We start from the raw sequence: 16,804 nt of genomic DNA, 5'->3' as shown, positions 1-16,804 counted from the left end.
TTTACCATTAAATAAAGATAATTTTATACTTATAATCCTATCTTGTCCTTCATACTGGAAGAAACTTTCTTTACTTCTATTTACTCATCAGTGTGATTCTTTTTTGTCTATATAAATAAAGAATACCTGTAACAATAAAAACAATCACGCCAAAATACAAGCCATATTCTATCGCAATCGCTACAATACTTTCAATGTGTTGTCCAAATAAAGCACCGAGCACAAAGTAAACGAGTGTCCAAACAAATCCTGTCGTATAAGAATACAAAGCATACGTCTTAAATGGCATGTTATTCATTCCAACTAAATACGGTACGATATGTCTTACAACTGGTATGAAGTAACTTGTGACTAACGCATAATGACCATACTTCTCTACCATTTGTTGAGATTTCAAAAGATATTTCGCCTTTTTCTTTTTCATTAGCTTATCAAGTACTTTCGTACCAAATATTTTCCCTAATATATAACCTAAAGAAAGCCCAGATACAACACCTAAATATGTTAATAAAAATGCAGGAATGACACTTAATATCCCTAGTGAAGATACAAAGCCACCACTCATTACGATCATTTCGTCTGGAATTGGCATACCAATAATACCTAACCATAAACAGAAAAATAATGCCCAATAACCGTATTGTTCAATATAAGATAATAATTCATGTAATTTCATTATGCATATGCTCTCCTTAGCTCTTTTTTACAGCTAAAGACATACGCTGGTGGGAAATTGAGCCACACTTTCTCTAGCGTAATTTCAGGAAAGAAGTGCTGTATAAATCCTTTTTTCACAAGTGAATATTGAAATGTAATAAATTCACCATTCTCATGTATCCCTTCCATTACATTGTTTAAAATACGCTTTGAAACTTCTTCTGGTAAAGAGGTAAAAGGTAATCCCGATAAAACGTAATCCACGCATTCTATATTGAGATCTTCTATATACTTTTTTATATTTTCGGCTGAACCGTGTACAACAATGACGTTCTGCTCATCTTTAAATTTTCTCTTTAGCTCCTTGCAAAACACTTCATTAATTTCAATAAGAAGAAATATTGTTTCCTTCTTCTTTCTCTTCATAATTTCTTTCGTAAAGACTCCTGTACCAGGACCTAACTCTACAATGCATTTCGCTTTATTAAAATCAATTACATCTACCATTTTCTTTGCTAATATTTTTGAACTTGGCGCAATTGCACCAGTATGTTTCGGATGTTTAATAAATTCATGTAAGAATGTTATGAGTTGCATATAAACCTCTCCTCATTCGTTCAATAGTTTCTAACTTGTTTCTAAGTATAACTATTATTTCTTAACAAAAATTGAGGAGATTTCTTAAGATTTTATGAAGAATAAAAAAACAGCTATCGCCTCTAGCGATAGCTGTCCCTTATTACTTCGCACTCACGATCTTATAATAAGAACGAACTGTTAAGAAGTAATATCCAATATAAATCGCGCCGTATACTCCAATACTAATTAGAAGCGGAATCATAATTTCAAATGGTAATATATTTGATAAACCTTTTAGTGCAAATAGGCTGTGTAAAATACCAATTACTAACGGAATAGCAAAGATAAAGCTCACTTGTTTTGCGATAGCTCTCTTCATCTCTTGCTTCGTTACACCAATTTTATGAAGAACAACGTAGCGATCACGGTCAGCACTTGCTTCTGTTAATTGTTTAAAGTAAATGATTGAGCCTGTTGCTAATAGGAATACTAATCCTAAGAATAACCCAATAAACATCATTAAGCCTGTTGTTTCAAGCCCCATTTGGAATCCTGTATAGAAATCGTTAAATGGTTTTAAAACTTCTGATTCTCCAGCTGGCATAATGCTTGCTAATTTTGCTGTTAACTCTTTACTATTTCGCTCACCTTTTACATCAATATTTTTTACAGTACGCGTTTCGTTTACTTGTTTCACTTGCTCATATGTTTTATCAGGAACGATTACAAATAGTTCATTTAAATTTGTAAGGCTTCTATTATTTACACCTTTAATTTTTAATTCTTTTGACTCGTTTCCAACAGGGAATACAGCTGTATTTCCTGTATAAAGAGGACCAAAATCAAGTTTCTCAATATATAAGCTATCATATACGAAAGCTTCATTCGCACTTAAATTTACAGGTTCTACATCTAAATGTTTCACAAGTGTATTAAAGCTTGATTGAGAAATAAGCTGGTACTGATTCGTAACATTATAGTGTGTGTTCAGAACTTGATCAGCTCTTTCACCTTTAAATGTTCCCTTCACAGGAATCATTTCAACTTCTGATTCATATGTGACTGGGTGATTATTCTTCTCTCCAGCAAGTATTTCATTTACTTTTTTATCTAATGCTGCATCTTTTTTCTCATAGGAATAACTATACGGCGCAGCAACTTTTGATTGCGTAAATGTGTTGTAATACATCGTAACTGACGTACCAACCGCTGTTAATGTTACCGCACTTAAAATAGCGATTGTCGCAAGTGATTTCGCATTTCCTTTAATACGATATAGTAACTGTGATGTCGTTACCATATTCATACCATTATAAAATGCTGACTTATTATTTCTTGCACGTTTCAATACAAATACTGTGAAGAACATGAACAGTAAATAAGTCCCTGCTACTGTCGCTAATAAAATATATAATGCAACGACCATAAAGTCTGCATACATAACTGCTTTCATGTACATTAATGCTAAAAAATAACCTGAACCGATTAAGAAAACTGAAATTAATGCCATAATGACAGATCCTTTTGGCATTGCTTCTCCTTCACGTTCTGCACGGAAAAGTTCAATTAACTTAAAGCGATAAATTAAACGATATCCTTGAAGTGATGTATATAAAATAATCACAAAGAAAATAATTGCTGTATCAATAATGGCAGCCATCGGTACTTCAAAATGAACGTTTAAATTTAATCCCATCATATTTACTAATAACTCAAGGAATAATTTTGAAAGGACACTACCGATTGCAATCCCAATTACTAATGACATTAATCCCATTAACATATTTTCATAAAAGAGCATTTTACCAATTTGTCTTTTACGAATACCTAATAACGAATATAAGCCAACTTCTTTTTTACGTTTACGTGTAAAGAATCCGTTCGAATATATAATGAACACTGCTACGAAAATGATAAGCATCACACTTGAAACTTGGAACGCTCCGCTAATTTTTTTTGAAGCTTCTGCTGCTTTTTCCATTTGTGAATTATATTGCAGTGCTTTAAATGTAAAATAAATAACGATACTAAAAATCATAGATGCAAAATATACAAAGTAGTCTTTAAAGTTCCGCTGTATGTTGCGGAGGGCAATGCTAGATAAGGTCATCAGCCATACCTCCAGAAATAGAAGACATTACGTCAACAATTTTTTGGAAGAACTGTTTACGCGTCGATTCACCGCGGTGTAATTCTTTATATAGTTCACCATCTTTAATGAAAATAACTCGTTTACAATAACTTGCTGCAAATGCATCGTGCGTTACCATTAAAATTGTTGAGTTATCATATTCATTTAACGACTTCATACTTTCAAGTAAATCTGTTGCAGATTTAGAATCAAGTGCTCCAGTTGGCTCGTCTCCGAAAATCATACTTGGATTCGTAACAATTGCACGCGATGCTGCACAGCGCTGCTTCTGCCCACCAGATACTTGATATGGGAACTGACTTAAAATATGATCAATACCGAATTTCTTTGAGATTTCAAGAACGCGGCGATCAATCTCACTCGCTTTCACCTTTGATAACGCAAGTGGTAAAGCGATATTCTCTTTCACCGTTAACGTATCTAATAAGTTATAATCTTGGAAAATGAAACCTAAATGATCACGGCGGAATAACGCTAACTTATCATCATTCATCTTTACAATATCTTTTCCATCAATTAAAATTTCACCGTTCGTCGCATTATCAATTGTAGAAAGAACATTTAGTAAAGTCGTCTTACCAGAACCAGAAGGTCCCATAATTCCAACGAACTCACCTTCTTTTACTTGTAAGTTAATACCTTTTAACGCTGCAAATTTATTCCCACCCGTGTCGTACACTTTTTCAATATTTTTTGCTTCTAACACTGTTTTCATCTCGACATCCCTCATTTCTTCTATTCTCTATTTTCAACTATATACACTCTCTACTCTTGCCACTATCGATGTTTCTTACACAAACATGACAGTTATGTAAGACGCATAAGTAAAGATATAAAAATTTAACCTACTGAACAAAAGTACTTTGTTACTATAACATTGGGATATCATACCATCCATTCATTCTCCTTACAGGAACATTACAATTTTGTAAGGTTAAAAATGTCCCCTACAAAGTTGTGCACGAAATGTCGGATGGAGCTATTTCGTTCCTGCTATTCTATGTACAGAGGAGGTCATAATATGGATTCACTTAAAAATATGAATACTGCAATGCGCTATATTGAAGATAACCTTACGAATGAAATTGATTTTAAAGAAGTTGCGAGGCTAGCTCTCTGTTCTGAGTATCACTTTAAAAGAATGTTTTCGTTTTTAGCAGGTATATCACTATCTGATTATATTCGCTGTAGACGTCTTACTCTTGCTGCCTTTGAACTAAAAAATAGCAATGCAAAAGTCATTGATGTCGCTATAAAATATGGCTACAACTCACCAGATTCATTCGCTCGTGCATTTCAAAACTTGCACGGTATAACACCTTCTGAAGCCCGAAATAGTAGCCGTTCTTTGAGAGCTTATTCACCAATGACCTTCCAGTTATCCATTCAAGGAGGAAATGAAATGAACTATCGAATTGAAGAAAAAGAGCCATTTCGAATTATAGGTATTACAAAACGAGTACCAATTGTTTTTAACGGTGTAAATGAAGAAATTGCTTCTATGTGGAAAAGTTTAAACCCAGAGTCTATTCAAACATTAAAGTCCCTTTCAAACATTGAACCTACTGGAATTATTAGTGCTTCTACTAATTTTTCTGAAGGAAGAATGGAGGAAAAAGGCGAACTCGATCACTATATTGGAGTAGCCACAACAAAGGATTGTCCAGAGGAGTTTAAACAGCTTGAAGTTGCTGCTTCAACATGGGCTATATTCGAAGCTGTCGGTCCATTTCCTGATGCACTACAAAATGTATGGGGACGTATTTATTCTGAATGGTTCCCTTCTTCGAACTATGAACTAGCGGAAGGACCGGAGATATTGTGGAATGAACAGAAAGATATATCTTCTCCAAACTTTAAAAGTGAAATTTGGATACCGGTTTTGAAGAAGTGATAAAAAACAAAGCTGCTCTTCCCTAAAAGGAAAAGCAGCTTTATTTACATTTACATTTTCAACTCTTCTTTATAAATACTATATGACTTTATTGTTGATACGATAATGCATATTAATATGATTCCAATCCCTATAAAAATATTAAATGGATCTGGAAGCAAAGCCCCGGCATATATACAAAGTGAACCTATTACAAATACCCTCGAAGCAAATCTATGTGTTTTCCTCCAAACTACAGGATTTTCTAATGTCCAGTCCATTCGAATGCCTACTAACCCGTTTGGCTTCGTTTGTTGCATGTAATTACCTAGTACAAGAAACAATGTTCCAAGTCCAAAATTAAATGCAATTGAGCCCGATGCAATATAATTAGACGCTGCTAATAGCGCAAATAAGTTACAGCCGAATCCTATCAAAAGAATAGCATAACGGATTGCGGAAAGGACTTTAGCATGCTGTTTATACTTATCTTTCGTTACGTCAATATACCCAAGAGCTAGCCATATCAAATACAGCAACATCATGCTTCCTATTGAAACAGAACTTGCTTCTACTTTAGAAAAATATCCATCTACTACTCCTGCTGCATTATAATGGCGTGGAATTTGTTCTGGTAAATATGGCCATACAATATACCATCCAATTGCAATACCAATAATTAAACTCCATGGTAATACGTGTCTTTTCATCCTCTCTCCCCCATAATTTTTTATTAGGCCCCTATTTCTTTTTTATAAGCAATATATGAATATCCCATTGTTAATCCTACTGCACCGGTAATAATTCCAACCATTACGAAAGATTTCCACGTTACTGGTACAAAAACACTTAGAATCATAATAATTCCTAATATAACAAACACCTTTCCGCTAAAACGGTGTGTCTTTCTCCATACTTCCTCGTTATTTAATGTCCACGGTGTTTTTATACCTACAAAGTAATTTGGTTTACATTGTGGTAAATAGTTACCGATGACTATAAATAAAATACCAACTAATAATTCCGGCACACGATTAATGAATAAGTTATATCCTAATCCACTTGTAATAATATCTATATTTCCTACAAATAGTAGCAATAGTACACCATTATTCATCATCATAAAAGCTTTAGAGAACTTCTCGTAATTTACTTTCTTTGGGTCAATCTTTGGTAACACGTTTAGAAAAATATATAAAACAATCATAATTCCAATCATAGAAATCATTCCATACAATTTAGAAGAATATCCATCTACCTTACCACCGCTCCAATGCGTTGCAATTGTATCCGGCAAATGTGGCCAAGCAAACGCCCAAGCTAAACAAGTTATAACAATTAATAAGATTGCAAAAAGATGTTTTTTCATTTCCCCTCTTCCCCCTTATTCGTAAATGTAAACACCCAAGTTAATAAATCTTGAAAGACAGTTGTGTTTAAAGAGTACACAACAAATTGCCCTTTCTTTTCATCTTGAATAAGTTCAGCATTTTTAAGTGCGCTTAAGTGGTGTGAAATACTTGGTTTTGTCATATTGAAATGTTCAGCGATTTCACCAGCGGTTAAATCACCTTCTTTTAATAAGTCTAAAATTTTTCGCCTTGTTGGATCTGCTAATGCTTTGAATGCTTGATTCAATGTCTTTCTTCCTTTCGATAATTAGACATTTAGATATTTATCTAAATGTTAAACCAATTACTGTTATTTGTCAATTGTATCCAGTGCCCTTTTTACTTTTCTCACTTTTAACCTATACTGTTTACTAGCTTATCTTTCAACATAATGAAAAGACTTGAAACACATGATACACTATAGCTACAATTGTTTTTCTGAGGAGGAATATACATATGTATAAAATTTTAATCGTTGAAGACGATCCAAATATTTCATCATTACTGCAATCTCACATTCAGAAGTACGGTTATGAAGCTGTTGTTGCAGAGAATTTCGATGATATTATGGAATCGTTTAACGCTGTGAAACCACATCTTGTTTTACTTGATGTAAACTTACCGAAATTCGATGGTTTCTACTGGTGCCGTCAAATTCGTCATGAATCTACTTGTCCAATTATTTTCATTTCAGCGCGTGCTGGTGAGATGGAACAAATTATGGCAATTGAAAGCGGTGCGGATGATTACATTACAAAACCATTCCACTACGACGTTGTAATGGCAAAAATTAAAGGACAATTACGCCGTATTTACGGTGATTATGCACCAAATATTTCTGAACGTATCGTTGAAGTAGAAGGTTTAAAACTATTCCCAGAACGTCCTGAAATTCACTTCGGATCTGAACAAGTTCTTTTAACGAAAAAAGAAGCTATTTTAGCTGAAATGTTATTATCTAAATTCCCTCGTACAGCAAGCCGTGAAGATTTATTAGCTGCGCTTTGGGATGACGAAAGCTTCGTTGAAGAAAATACATTAAACGTAAACATTACGCGTCTTCGTAAAAAGTTTAATGAGCTTGGTATTGAGAACTCTATTGAAACAGTACGTGGACTTGGATATCGCTTTAACGCAACTTGGAGTGAATAAGCATGAAGCTATTTTTACGTGATCATTTTGCATTTTTCCTACTGTACGTTTTAAACTTCGGTATCATTTTCGTTCTTTATGATGCAGTAGATGGATTTCAAAACAATAAATTTTATTTCGTCGTTTTAAGTTTATATTTATTTATTTGTTTCCTCGCTTACCGTTACGTTCGCAATCGTAGAATGTACCATAGATTAAGCGAGCAACCAGAAAAAATGGAAGATGCGTTTATTGAAAGAGCAACTGCTCCGATGCCTCACGGTGTCAATGAACTCGTGCGTACGCAGTACCGCCTCTTCCAAAAAGAACTACAATCGTATGAAGTAAAACAACAAGAACATCAATTATTCATTAACCACTGGGTACATCAAATGAAGACACCTGTTTCTGTTATGCAGCTTATGGTGCTAGAAATGGAAGACGAGCATTTAATTCCAAAGTTTAAAAAAGAATTAGAGCGTCTAAACCAAGGGCTTGATATGGCTTTATACATGGCTAGGTTAAATAACTTCCATGAAGATTTCCATGTTGAGACGATTTCATTAAAAGATACGGTAACAAAAAATATTAACGGATTAAAAGAACTATTCATTCGTAATGGTGTCTTTCCTGTTTTAGAAGTTCATTCTGATTTAAAGGTTGCTTCTGATGCAAAATGGCTAAAATTTATCATCTATCAGTTAATGACAAATGCTGTTCGTTACTCTGGTGAGCGCGGAAAGAAAGTTTTCTTATCTGCTTACCGAAACGGAAAAGATATTATTTTAGAAGTTCGCGATGAAGGTGTTGGTATTCCACAAGAAGATATTCGAAGAGTATTTGAACCATTTTACACTGGGAAAAACGGTCGCGCATTCGGAGAATCTACTGGTATGGGACTTTATATTGTAAGTAAAATTTGTGATTATTTAGGTCACTCTGTCAAACTAGATTCTGAAGTTGGTAAAGGAACGACGATTAAAATCATCTTCCACAACGCTGCAAATAATCAAGCAGAACATACGGAGAAGGTGACCGAAGCATGATCGTAACATATGCAAGCAAAATGTATGAGAACTCACTCTCATACATTTTTTGCAATACAACTACTTCTATATCTTCTAGCCGGAGGTATAATCTATGACATTTTGGCAATTTGCATTTAAAAACGTCACGCGCAACTCAAGAGCTTATTTTGCTTACTTTGTAAGTAGCTCCTTTTCCATTGCTGTGTTCTTTTCGTTTGCTGTTTACTTATTCCATCCGAAATTACAAAACTTTGACATGACTTCTGAAATTTCAGGATTAATGATATTTTCAGAAGTAGTAATTGTATTTTTCTCTTTCTTCTTTTTACTATATTCCATTGGTACTTTTTTAAAAGTTAGAAAAAAACAATTTGGTGTTTTGACCATTTTAGGAATATCGAGAAAACAATTACATCGTCTTGTTTTTATGGAGAATATGTTAATCGGGATTTTATCTATATTTTTCGGCATGCAGTTTGGAGTTGTTTTTTCTCAATTTTTCTTATTAGTAACATCCAAACTTACGCATGTTCCAGGAATATATTTATACGGTCCTACTAACGCGTTTATTTTAACAACCATTGTTTTCCTTAGTCTTTTTATCATTGTATCTGCATTCACACCAATGCTTATTCGTACAAAAAAAGCGGTACACCTTTTAAAAACAAATGGTGGAAAACAAAAAGAAAGAAAACCATCCATACTTGTTTCATTATTTGGTGCGATTTGTTTATTTGGTGGTTATGCGTTAGCTGGAAATCCTAAATATTTCGTATCAGTAAGCCCGCAAATCGGTGTTATATATATGGTTTCGAGTATTTTCGTTATCCCAATGCTTGTTACAATAGGAACATATTTTTTCTTTTCTCAAATTAGTTTCTTACTGATTTATATTTTAAAGAAAAGAAGAAGATTTTATATGAAACGGATTAATATGCTTTGGATTTCAGATTTAGCAAACCGTATTCGGACGAATATTAATATGCTTTTTATTGTAGCGATGCTCTCTACAATTGCTTTCACAATGATCACGTTCCTATATGGATTCGGGAAATTTATTAAGCTAGAGGTGAATAGAACTTCCCCTTTCCCAATTTCTTATTTCTCTTATGATGCGAACCCTTTTGTTACAGAGCATTTAAATTGGCTTGAGCAACAATTACAAAAAGAGCATTTCCCTTATCAAAAAATAAAAGCTGATATATATGAAACACCACTAAAAGAAGATAAAGATATAGCTATTTATAATGACGTATACGCAATTAAGCAAAGTGACTATAACAAACTTGCGAATTCTTTACGAATGAAACAACTATTTATGGATGATAACGAAGCATATGTGTTAACAGGGACATCTTATATCACCATATTCAACGAATTTGAGCAAAGCTACAATAGAGATTACATTACACTCTCTAGTACAAATACGAAATTAAGAGTTAAAGGCTATGAGCATGTAAACGCAATCCCATCTGACTTTTCATATCAAACGATAGTGTTGCCTGATGTTATCGTAAATAACTTACCTAACACCGTAAAACATATATCAGCATACAATTACAAAATTCAAAACTGGGAACAGACATATGAAATTGCTGATAATTTTATAGAAAAGGTACAAAAAGATCGAAATAAATACCAGTATGAAGGGCCTCTTATTCGTTCCTTTGAATCAGCAGGATCGTTATACAAAATAACATCAGGTAGTGCCGCGTACTTCCTAATCGGGACATTTTTAGGAGTTATTTTCTTCATTGGAGCTGGTAGCGTTCTTTACTTTAGAATGTATACGGATTTGACGAACGAACAAGAGAAATATATAACGATTTCTAAAATCGGTGTAACAGATACAGAGATGAAACGATCTGCAACCATTCAACTTAGTATTTTATTTTTCATTCCGTACATTATGGCATCCATTCATACAATGTTCGCAACAAAAATGCTACAAGATGTAATTGGTTTATCTCTGTTCAAAGAAGTTTCAGCCGTTCTTATTATTTTTGGATTCGTTGAAATCGTATTTTTCTTATTCATTCGTTCACTTTATATGCAAAAATTATCACATTACACGAGTGGACAAAATATTTAAAACAAACTTGATGAAAAGAGTATCTCTCATACTCTTTTCATCTTCACCCTATTAGGAGGTTTAGGTGAATGACATTTTGGCAGTTTGCATTTAAAAACGTCACAAGAAACGCCAGAGCTTATTTCGCCTATTTTGTAAGCAGTGCGTTCTCCATCGCAATCTTTTTCTCATTTGCAGTTTATTTATTTCATCCTAAATTGCATATGACAGACGTGAATTTTTCTCTGAACATATTAATGACAATTTCAGAAGTTGTCATTGTGTTCTTTTCATTTTTCTTTTTACTGTATTCAATCGGGACGTTTTTAAAAGTACGAAAAAAACAGTTCGGGATTTTAACAGTACTTGGCATATCTCAAAAACAATTAAAGCGACTCATATTTATAGAAAATATGTTAATTGGTGCTCTTTCTATATTTTTTGGCATTCAACTTGGACTTGTCTTTTCACAGTTCTTTTTGTTAGTTACCGCCAAAATTACACACGTACCTGGTTTATATTTATATCCGCCTACAAGTGCTATCGTTTTAACTATCATCATCTTTCTCGGGCTCTTCATTCTCGTATCATCTTTTACACCGATGCTCATTCGCACGAGAAAAGCCGTACGTCTTTTAAAAGAAGGAAAACAACAAAAAGAAAGAAAAGCATCCGTGCTCATCTCTCTATTTGGTGCGATCTGTTTAATATGTGGATATGCGTTAGCCGCAAATCCGCTGTATTTTATGTCGCTAGGTGACATAATTGGAATTTTATATGCCGTCTCTAGTATATTTGTCATCCCATCGCTTATTGCAGCTGGAACATACTTTTTCTTTTCACAAATTAGTTTTTTACTTATTCGTATTTTAAAAACACGAAGAAAGTTTTATATGAAACGAATTAATATGCTTTGGATTTCCGATCTAGCATCACGTATTCGGACAAACATTAACATGCTCTTTATTGTAGCGATGCTATCGACGCTCGCTTTTACAATGATTACATTCTTATATGGATTCGGGAAATTTACAAAGTTTGATGCGATTAGACAAAACCCTTTCCCGTTTACTTATTTATCACATACTGAAAATACGTTAGCTGATGAACATTTAAACTGGTTAGAGCAGAAATTTAATGAAGAGCACTTTACTTATACAAAATTTAAAACGGATATATATGAAGTATCTTCGGCTGAAGATAACACGCAGCTCTATTATGCCATTAAACAAAGTGACTATAATGTACTTGCTAAGGCTTTAAATTGGGAAAAACTCACGGTAAATAAGAATGAATCTTATATTCTTATGAAAGACTTAGATGATCAGGTTATTGGAACACTTCACAATAAAGAACAGAAAAATACTCTTACACTTACTCAAAACAATTTACAACTACAAGTGAAAGAATATAAAAGTTATAGCCCATTCCCAAACAGCTTAATATACCAATTACTCATACTATCTGATGAAAATGTAGAAGCCTTATCCACAGTTTCCAAACAAATGAGTGTATATAACTTCAAAGTTACAGATTGGGAAAAAGCACATAATATCGGTTCATCGTTTATAACAAAAATCCATAACGATAATGCAGCAATTCAAGCAGAGCATCCACCTTTCCATGCAAGTGAAGCGAGCGATTCTCTATATAAGACAAAACTAAATGTCGCTTCGTTCTTCTTAATTGGTACTTTCCTAGGAGTTATTTTCTTTATCGGTGCTGGCAGTGTTCTTTACTTCCGGATGTATACAGATTTAACAAATGAGCAAGAAAAATATATAACGATTACGAAAATCGGCTTAACTGAGACTGAAATGAAACGTTCAGCGACAATTCAGCTTGCGATTCTTTTCTTCGTACCTTACATTATGGCATCAATCCATACGATGTTTGCGACAAAGATGCTACAAGAAATATTACATCTCTCGTTCTTCGCTGAAATTACAGTCGTACTGTTGATTTTTGGAACAGTTGAAATTTTATTTTTCCTTTTAATTCGTTCCTTTTATATGCAAAAATTATCACAACACATTAAGTTTTAAAAAGTAGAAAGGTGATTACTATGGAAGAAGTATTACACATAAAAAACGTCTCAAAAGTATATGAGGGGAAAGTCCCTCATACTGCTTTAAAAAATATAAATTTACACGTGGATAAAGGGGAATTCGTTGCCATTATGGGACCATCTGGTAGCGGAAAATCTACATTTTTAAACGTTATCTCTACAATCGATTCTCCGACTTCTGGTGATGTCGTGATTAACGGAAAAAAACCGCACACATTTCGTAGAGAGAAGTTAGCTATTTTCCGAAGACAAGAGTTAGGATTTGTTTTCCAAAACTTTAACTTACTAGATACACTGACAATCGGTGAAAATATCGTATTACCTTTAACATTAGATAATGTTCCATTAAAAGAAATGGATGAAAAGCTTGATAACATTTCAAAAAAGCTTGGAATTGATCATATTTTGGACAAGCGTATTTTTGAAGTTTCTGGGGGACAAGCACAGCGTACCGCAGTAGCACGTGCTGTTATTCATCATCCTTCACTTCTACTAGCCGATGAACCGACAGGAAACTTAGATTCAAAAGCGGCAATTGACGTAATGGAGTTATTTACGAAATTAAATAAAGAAGAAGATGCAACGATTTTAATGGTTACGCACGATCCGTTTGCAGCAAGTTATTGTAACCGTGTTATTTTCATTAAAGATGGCGAGCTTTACAATGAACTGCACCGCGGATTATATCGCGAGAAATTTTATCAAGAAATATTAGATGTTTTAGCATTATTAGGAGGAAGACGTGGATGACATTTTGGCAATTCGCATTTAAAAATGTCTCGCGTAATTCGAAAGCATATTTCGCCTACTTTGTAAGTAGTGCTTTTTCTATCATGGTTTTCTTTTCATTTACTGTATACGCGTATCATCCGCGCTTACAGAGTGTACAAAGCTTTCAAGAACGTGATCCTCTAATGAACTTAGCTAGTACAGCACAGCTTGTGATCGTTATGTTCTCGTTCTTCTTTCTCTTATATTCAATTGGAACATTTTTAAATGTTCGGAAGCAGCAATTCGGGATACTCACTATTCTTGGTATCTCACAGAGACAATTAAAAAGATTGTTATTTACTGAAAATATGATAATTGGGATATTGTCTATCTTTATCGGCATTCAAGGTGGACTTGTATTTTCTAACTTTTTCTTATTAGTCACTTCGAAATTAACAAGTGCGAAAGGTCTCTATTTATATTGGCCAACAGAAGCGATTATCGTTACAACCGTAACGTTTATCATTTTATTTTTAATCGTTTCTACGTTTACACCAATGTTTATTCGTACTCGAAAAACAGCCCACCTCATTAAGGGGAACAAGAAAATGCCAGCTGAAAAAAGACCATCTATACTCATCTCTTTATTCGCTTTAATTTGTTTAGGGCTATGCTATTATATCGCTGGTTATCCGCGAGGCTACGTAACGGAAAAAAATGTGCAAAATGGATCTGTCTTTTTTATTATGTTATCTATTTTACCGCTCGTAATAGTCGGGACATATTTATTCTTTTCACAAACATTCCTTCTTTTCATCTATATTTTAAAGAAGCGCAGAAAGTTTTATTTGAAACAAATAAATATGTTATGGATTTCAGATTTAGTTTCTCGTACACGCAGTAATATTAATGTACTCTTTATTGTTTCTATGCTATCTGCACTTGCATTTACGATTATTATCGGGTTATTTGCTGCTAATAACAATACGAAGGCATCAGTACTAGAGCGATATCCCGTTCCCTTCACGTATACATCAGAAGGTGACAATTCCCTTGAACAAAAGCATATTTCTACAATTGAAACGGAGCTTACAACTAATAATTTTCTTTACAAAAAATATAAGTTTACAGTATTAAAAGATACAGCTTCCAAAGAAGATATTATGCTTATGAAGATGAGTGATTATAACGCAATTGCTAAACAATTGAAAAGACCTGAAATAACAATCGATTCTACAGAAGTTTATATTATTTCTCGGCACTCACCAGAACTTCTCGATCTCGTATCTAATCCATTTGCAAAGCAAAATACGATTACACTCGGGTCTAATAAAAAAGAATTTCATATTAAAGGGTTTATTAATAAGGGAATCGAACCATCCTTTGCATTCCCACATTTAGCTGTCGTACAAGATTATGTATTTAATAATATGATTCCTCATATTGAAACAACTGTAATCTATAACTACTTCGTAGAAAACTGGGAAAATGCAATCGTTCCAACCAAAAATATGTTACGTGTTATTAGTGGCGATGCGCGTGAGTTCTACGAAAAGCATACAGAAGAGAACGCTCAAGTTCCTTTCTTCATACACACGGCTACGGATGAACTCATTTACGGTAAAGGAAATGCAGTTGCTCAATTCTTTATTTGGGCATTTCTCGGCTTTATTTTCTTTATCGGTGCGGCTAGTGTTTTATACTTCCGTATGTATAATGACTTAACAACTGAAAGACAAAAGTATATTACGATTACAAAGCTTGGCTTAACTGAATCAGAAATGTTTCGCTCTGCAACGATTCAATTAGGAATTTTATTTTTCGTTCCTTACATCGTTGCTGGTGTTCACACGTTATTTGCGGTTAAGTTTTTACAAAGCATGTTTTCTTTCTCATTACTAAAAGAGACATGTATCGTACTCACCTTTTTCGGGATTATTGAGATTATTTTCTTCTTCTTAATCCGTTCTCTGTACATTAATAAATTATCACAGCATATAAAAATATGAATAAAATGGCCTTGTGCATATTGCACAAGGCCATTTTCAATAGTTTTTAATAATTAGCAGCAATATCCGCCGTAGCCGCCTGCATAACCGCCGTAACCACCATAGCCACAACCGCCGCCTCCGCCGAAGCAGCTAGCACCGATGATAATTAATAAAATAAACAATACGATTAGAAGCGCAAAACCGCCTCCGCAACCATGTCTGCGGTTACAATCATCATGTCTGTGTTCACACTTTTCGCTCATTACTCTATTCCTCCTTTAGTATCATTCATAACAAGTTCACCTTGCTCTAAATGAGGGGATTCCATTTATAGTATGTTTTCAGGGCGAATAGGAAGCTTGGCTTTCTTAAAAACGGGCTTGTTTCAGAAAATGAGCCTTATCAAGATGTAGGTATAAAACATTTGACATACTAATAATTTCTTACTAATATTTAATTGAACAACCAATCAATTTTTTGATTATACATTCAAATTATACATTTAAATTATATAAATCAGGAGTTGAATAGCGTGACTGATTCTTTTATTGCAGAGGCTAGGCGTGAACAAATTATTCTTGCATGTATTGATACATTAGAAGAGGTTGGATATAACAACTTGAGCTTAACGAAGGTGGCAAAAAAGGCTAAGATTAGTACCGGACTTATTTCTTATCATTTTAATGATAAGCTTTACCTTATGAACCGTACATTACAATTTTTAGTTGCCAAACAACATGAATTTATTAGTAATCGAGTACTATTAGCCCAATCTGAAATAAACAAACTAGAGGCTTTTATTGAAGCACATTTGGCTTATCAAGAAACTCATTACAAAAATAATATTGCCTTAATTGAGATTGTCTTTAATGCAAGAAATGAAGAGAATGTTCCTTATTACAGAATCGAAGACGACGAAGATGATGCTCTTAGAACGATGTTATTAGATATTTTGAAGACTGGACAACAAAATGGTGTGTTTTCTAACTCTTTTCAAACCGACACATTAGCTTCATTTATTTTAGGAGCAATCGAAGAAAGAATGTTGAAGGCAAATTCATCTATATCCATAGAAAATTACTCAGATGAGCTCATAAAAATGGTGAAAAAACTCACTATTTAAAACATGCCCTGGTTAAAAAATATATATAA

The 16,804-nt window shown here is 33.8% G+C and carries 16 protein-coding genes; 8 read left to right on the top strand and 8 right to left on the bottom strand.

Annotation, left to right across the window (positions count from 1 at the left end; genetic code table 11):
* Positions 1-76: 76 nt before the first annotated feature.
* The 4 genes from AU379_RS00350 to AU379_RS00335 form a co-directional block, all read right to left on the bottom strand.
* A complete protein-coding gene (locus tag AU379_RS00350; protein ID WP_061138884.1) occupies positions 77-676 on the bottom strand; it encodes a DedA family protein in 600 nt (199 codons plus the stop codon).
* Entirely contained in the window at positions 676-1,254 is a 579-nt protein-coding gene (locus tag AU379_RS00345) for an rRNA adenine N-6-methyltransferase family protein (protein WP_001176053.1), read from the bottom strand. The genes AU379_RS00350 and AU379_RS00345 overlap by 1 nt, the downstream gene beginning before the upstream one ends.
* A gap of 142 nt (positions 1,255-1,396) precedes the next feature.
* Positions 1,397-3,346 (bottom strand): ABC transporter permease, encoded by a 1,950-nt coding sequence (locus tag AU379_RS00340; protein ID WP_000176154.1) that lies wholly within the window; start codon positions 3,344-3,346, stop codon positions 1,397-1,399.
* Positions 3,333-4,103 carry an ABC transporter ATP-binding protein gene (locus AU379_RS00335; RefSeq protein ID WP_000859655.1) on the bottom strand — a complete coding sequence of 257 codons (771 nt, stop codon included), beginning with the start codon at positions 4,101-4,103 and terminating at the stop codon, positions 3,333-3,335. The genes AU379_RS00340 and AU379_RS00335 overlap by 14 nt, the downstream gene beginning before the upstream one ends.
* Positions 4,104-4,409: 306 nt before the next feature.
* On the opposite strand from AU379_RS00335, the gene AU379_RS00330 reads away from it, so the two are divergent.
* A complete protein-coding gene (locus AU379_RS00330; RefSeq protein ID WP_061138883.1) occupies positions 4,410-5,282 on the top strand; it encodes an AraC family transcriptional regulator in 873 nt (290 codons plus the stop codon).
* Positions 5,283-5,332: 50 nt separating this feature from the next.
* Here the strand turns inward: AU379_RS00330 and AU379_RS00325 are convergent, their stop codons facing one another.
* Genes AU379_RS00325 through AU379_RS00315 form a run of 3 tightly spaced genes read right to left on the bottom strand, consistent with a single transcriptional unit; the run spans position 5,333 to position 6,899 of the window.
* Positions 5,333-5,971, bottom strand: a complete 639-nt coding sequence (locus AU379_RS00325) for an SdpI family protein (protein WP_000820674.1) — start codon at positions 5,969-5,971, stop codon at positions 5,333-5,335.
* A gap of 23 nt (positions 5,972-5,994) precedes the next feature.
* On the bottom strand, positions 5,995-6,630 hold the full coding sequence (locus tag AU379_RS00320) for an SdpI family protein (RefSeq protein ID WP_061138882.1): 636 nt from the start codon (positions 6,628-6,630) through the stop codon (positions 5,995-5,997).
* A complete protein-coding gene (locus tag AU379_RS00315; protein WP_001070531.1) occupies positions 6,627-6,899 on the bottom strand; it encodes an autorepressor SdpR family transcription factor in 273 nt (90 codons plus the stop codon). Before AU379_RS00315 ends, AU379_RS00320 begins: the two co-directional genes overlap by 4 nt.
* A gap of 209 nt (positions 6,900-7,108) precedes the next feature.
* Here AU379_RS00315 and AU379_RS00310 point away from each other — a divergent pair, with 209 nt between their 5' ends.
* The 6 genes from AU379_RS00310 to AU379_RS00285 all read left to right on the top strand — a co-directional run bounded on the left by AU379_RS00310 (position 7,109) and on the right by AU379_RS00285 (position 15,670).
* Positions 7,109-7,804, top strand: a complete 696-nt coding sequence (locus tag AU379_RS00310; protein WP_000276738.1) for a response regulator transcription factor — start codon at positions 7,109-7,111, stop codon at positions 7,802-7,804.
* Positions 7,805-7,806: 2 nt separating this feature from the next.
* Positions 7,807-8,829: a sensor histidine kinase gene (locus AU379_RS00305; protein WP_000765341.1), complete on the top strand. Its 1,023-nt coding sequence runs from the start codon at positions 7,807-7,809 to the stop codon at positions 8,827-8,829.
* 94 nt (positions 8,830-8,923) lie between these two features.
* Positions 8,924-10,903, top strand: coding sequence for an ABC transporter permease (locus AU379_RS00300; protein WP_061138881.1), 1,980 nt, complete (start codon positions 8,924-8,926; stop codon positions 10,901-10,903).
* Between the two features lie 68 nt (positions 10,904-10,971).
* Positions 10,972-12,927 (top strand): ABC transporter permease, encoded by a 1,956-nt coding sequence (locus tag AU379_RS00295; RefSeq protein WP_044584941.1) that lies wholly within the window; start codon positions 10,972-10,974, stop codon positions 12,925-12,927.
* 20 nt (positions 12,928-12,947) lie between these two features.
* Positions 12,948-13,700 carry an ABC transporter ATP-binding protein gene (locus AU379_RS00290; protein WP_000393250.1) on the top strand — a complete coding sequence of 251 codons (753 nt, stop codon included), beginning with the start codon at positions 12,948-12,950 and terminating at the stop codon, positions 13,698-13,700.
* Positions 13,697-15,670, top strand: coding sequence for an ABC transporter permease (locus tag AU379_RS00285; RefSeq protein WP_000144955.1), 1,974 nt, complete (start codon positions 13,697-13,699; stop codon positions 15,668-15,670). Before AU379_RS00290 ends, AU379_RS00285 begins: the two co-directional genes overlap by 4 nt.
* 53 nt (positions 15,671-15,723) lie before the next feature.
* Here AU379_RS00285 and AU379_RS00280 read toward each other — a convergent pair whose 3' ends face one another.
* A complete protein-coding gene (locus AU379_RS00280; RefSeq protein WP_001290392.1) occupies positions 15,724-15,915 on the bottom strand; it encodes a YjcZ family sporulation protein in 192 nt (63 codons plus the stop codon).
* Positions 15,916-16,184: 269 nt separating this feature from the next.
* Between AU379_RS00280 and AU379_RS00275 the strand changes: the two genes are divergently transcribed.
* Complete coding sequence (locus AU379_RS00275) at positions 16,185-16,775, top strand: TetR/AcrR family transcriptional regulator (protein ID WP_061138880.1); 591 nt, start codon at positions 16,185-16,187, stop codon at positions 16,773-16,775.
* The last annotated feature ends 29 nt before the right edge of the window (positions 16,776-16,804 follow it).

The organism is Bacillus sp. JH7, assembly GCF_001563515.1.
GTDB lineage: Bacteria > Bacillota > Bacilli > Bacillales > Bacillaceae_G > Bacillus_A > Bacillus_A cereus.
This window is presented reverse-complemented; position numbering and strand designations above follow the sequence as displayed.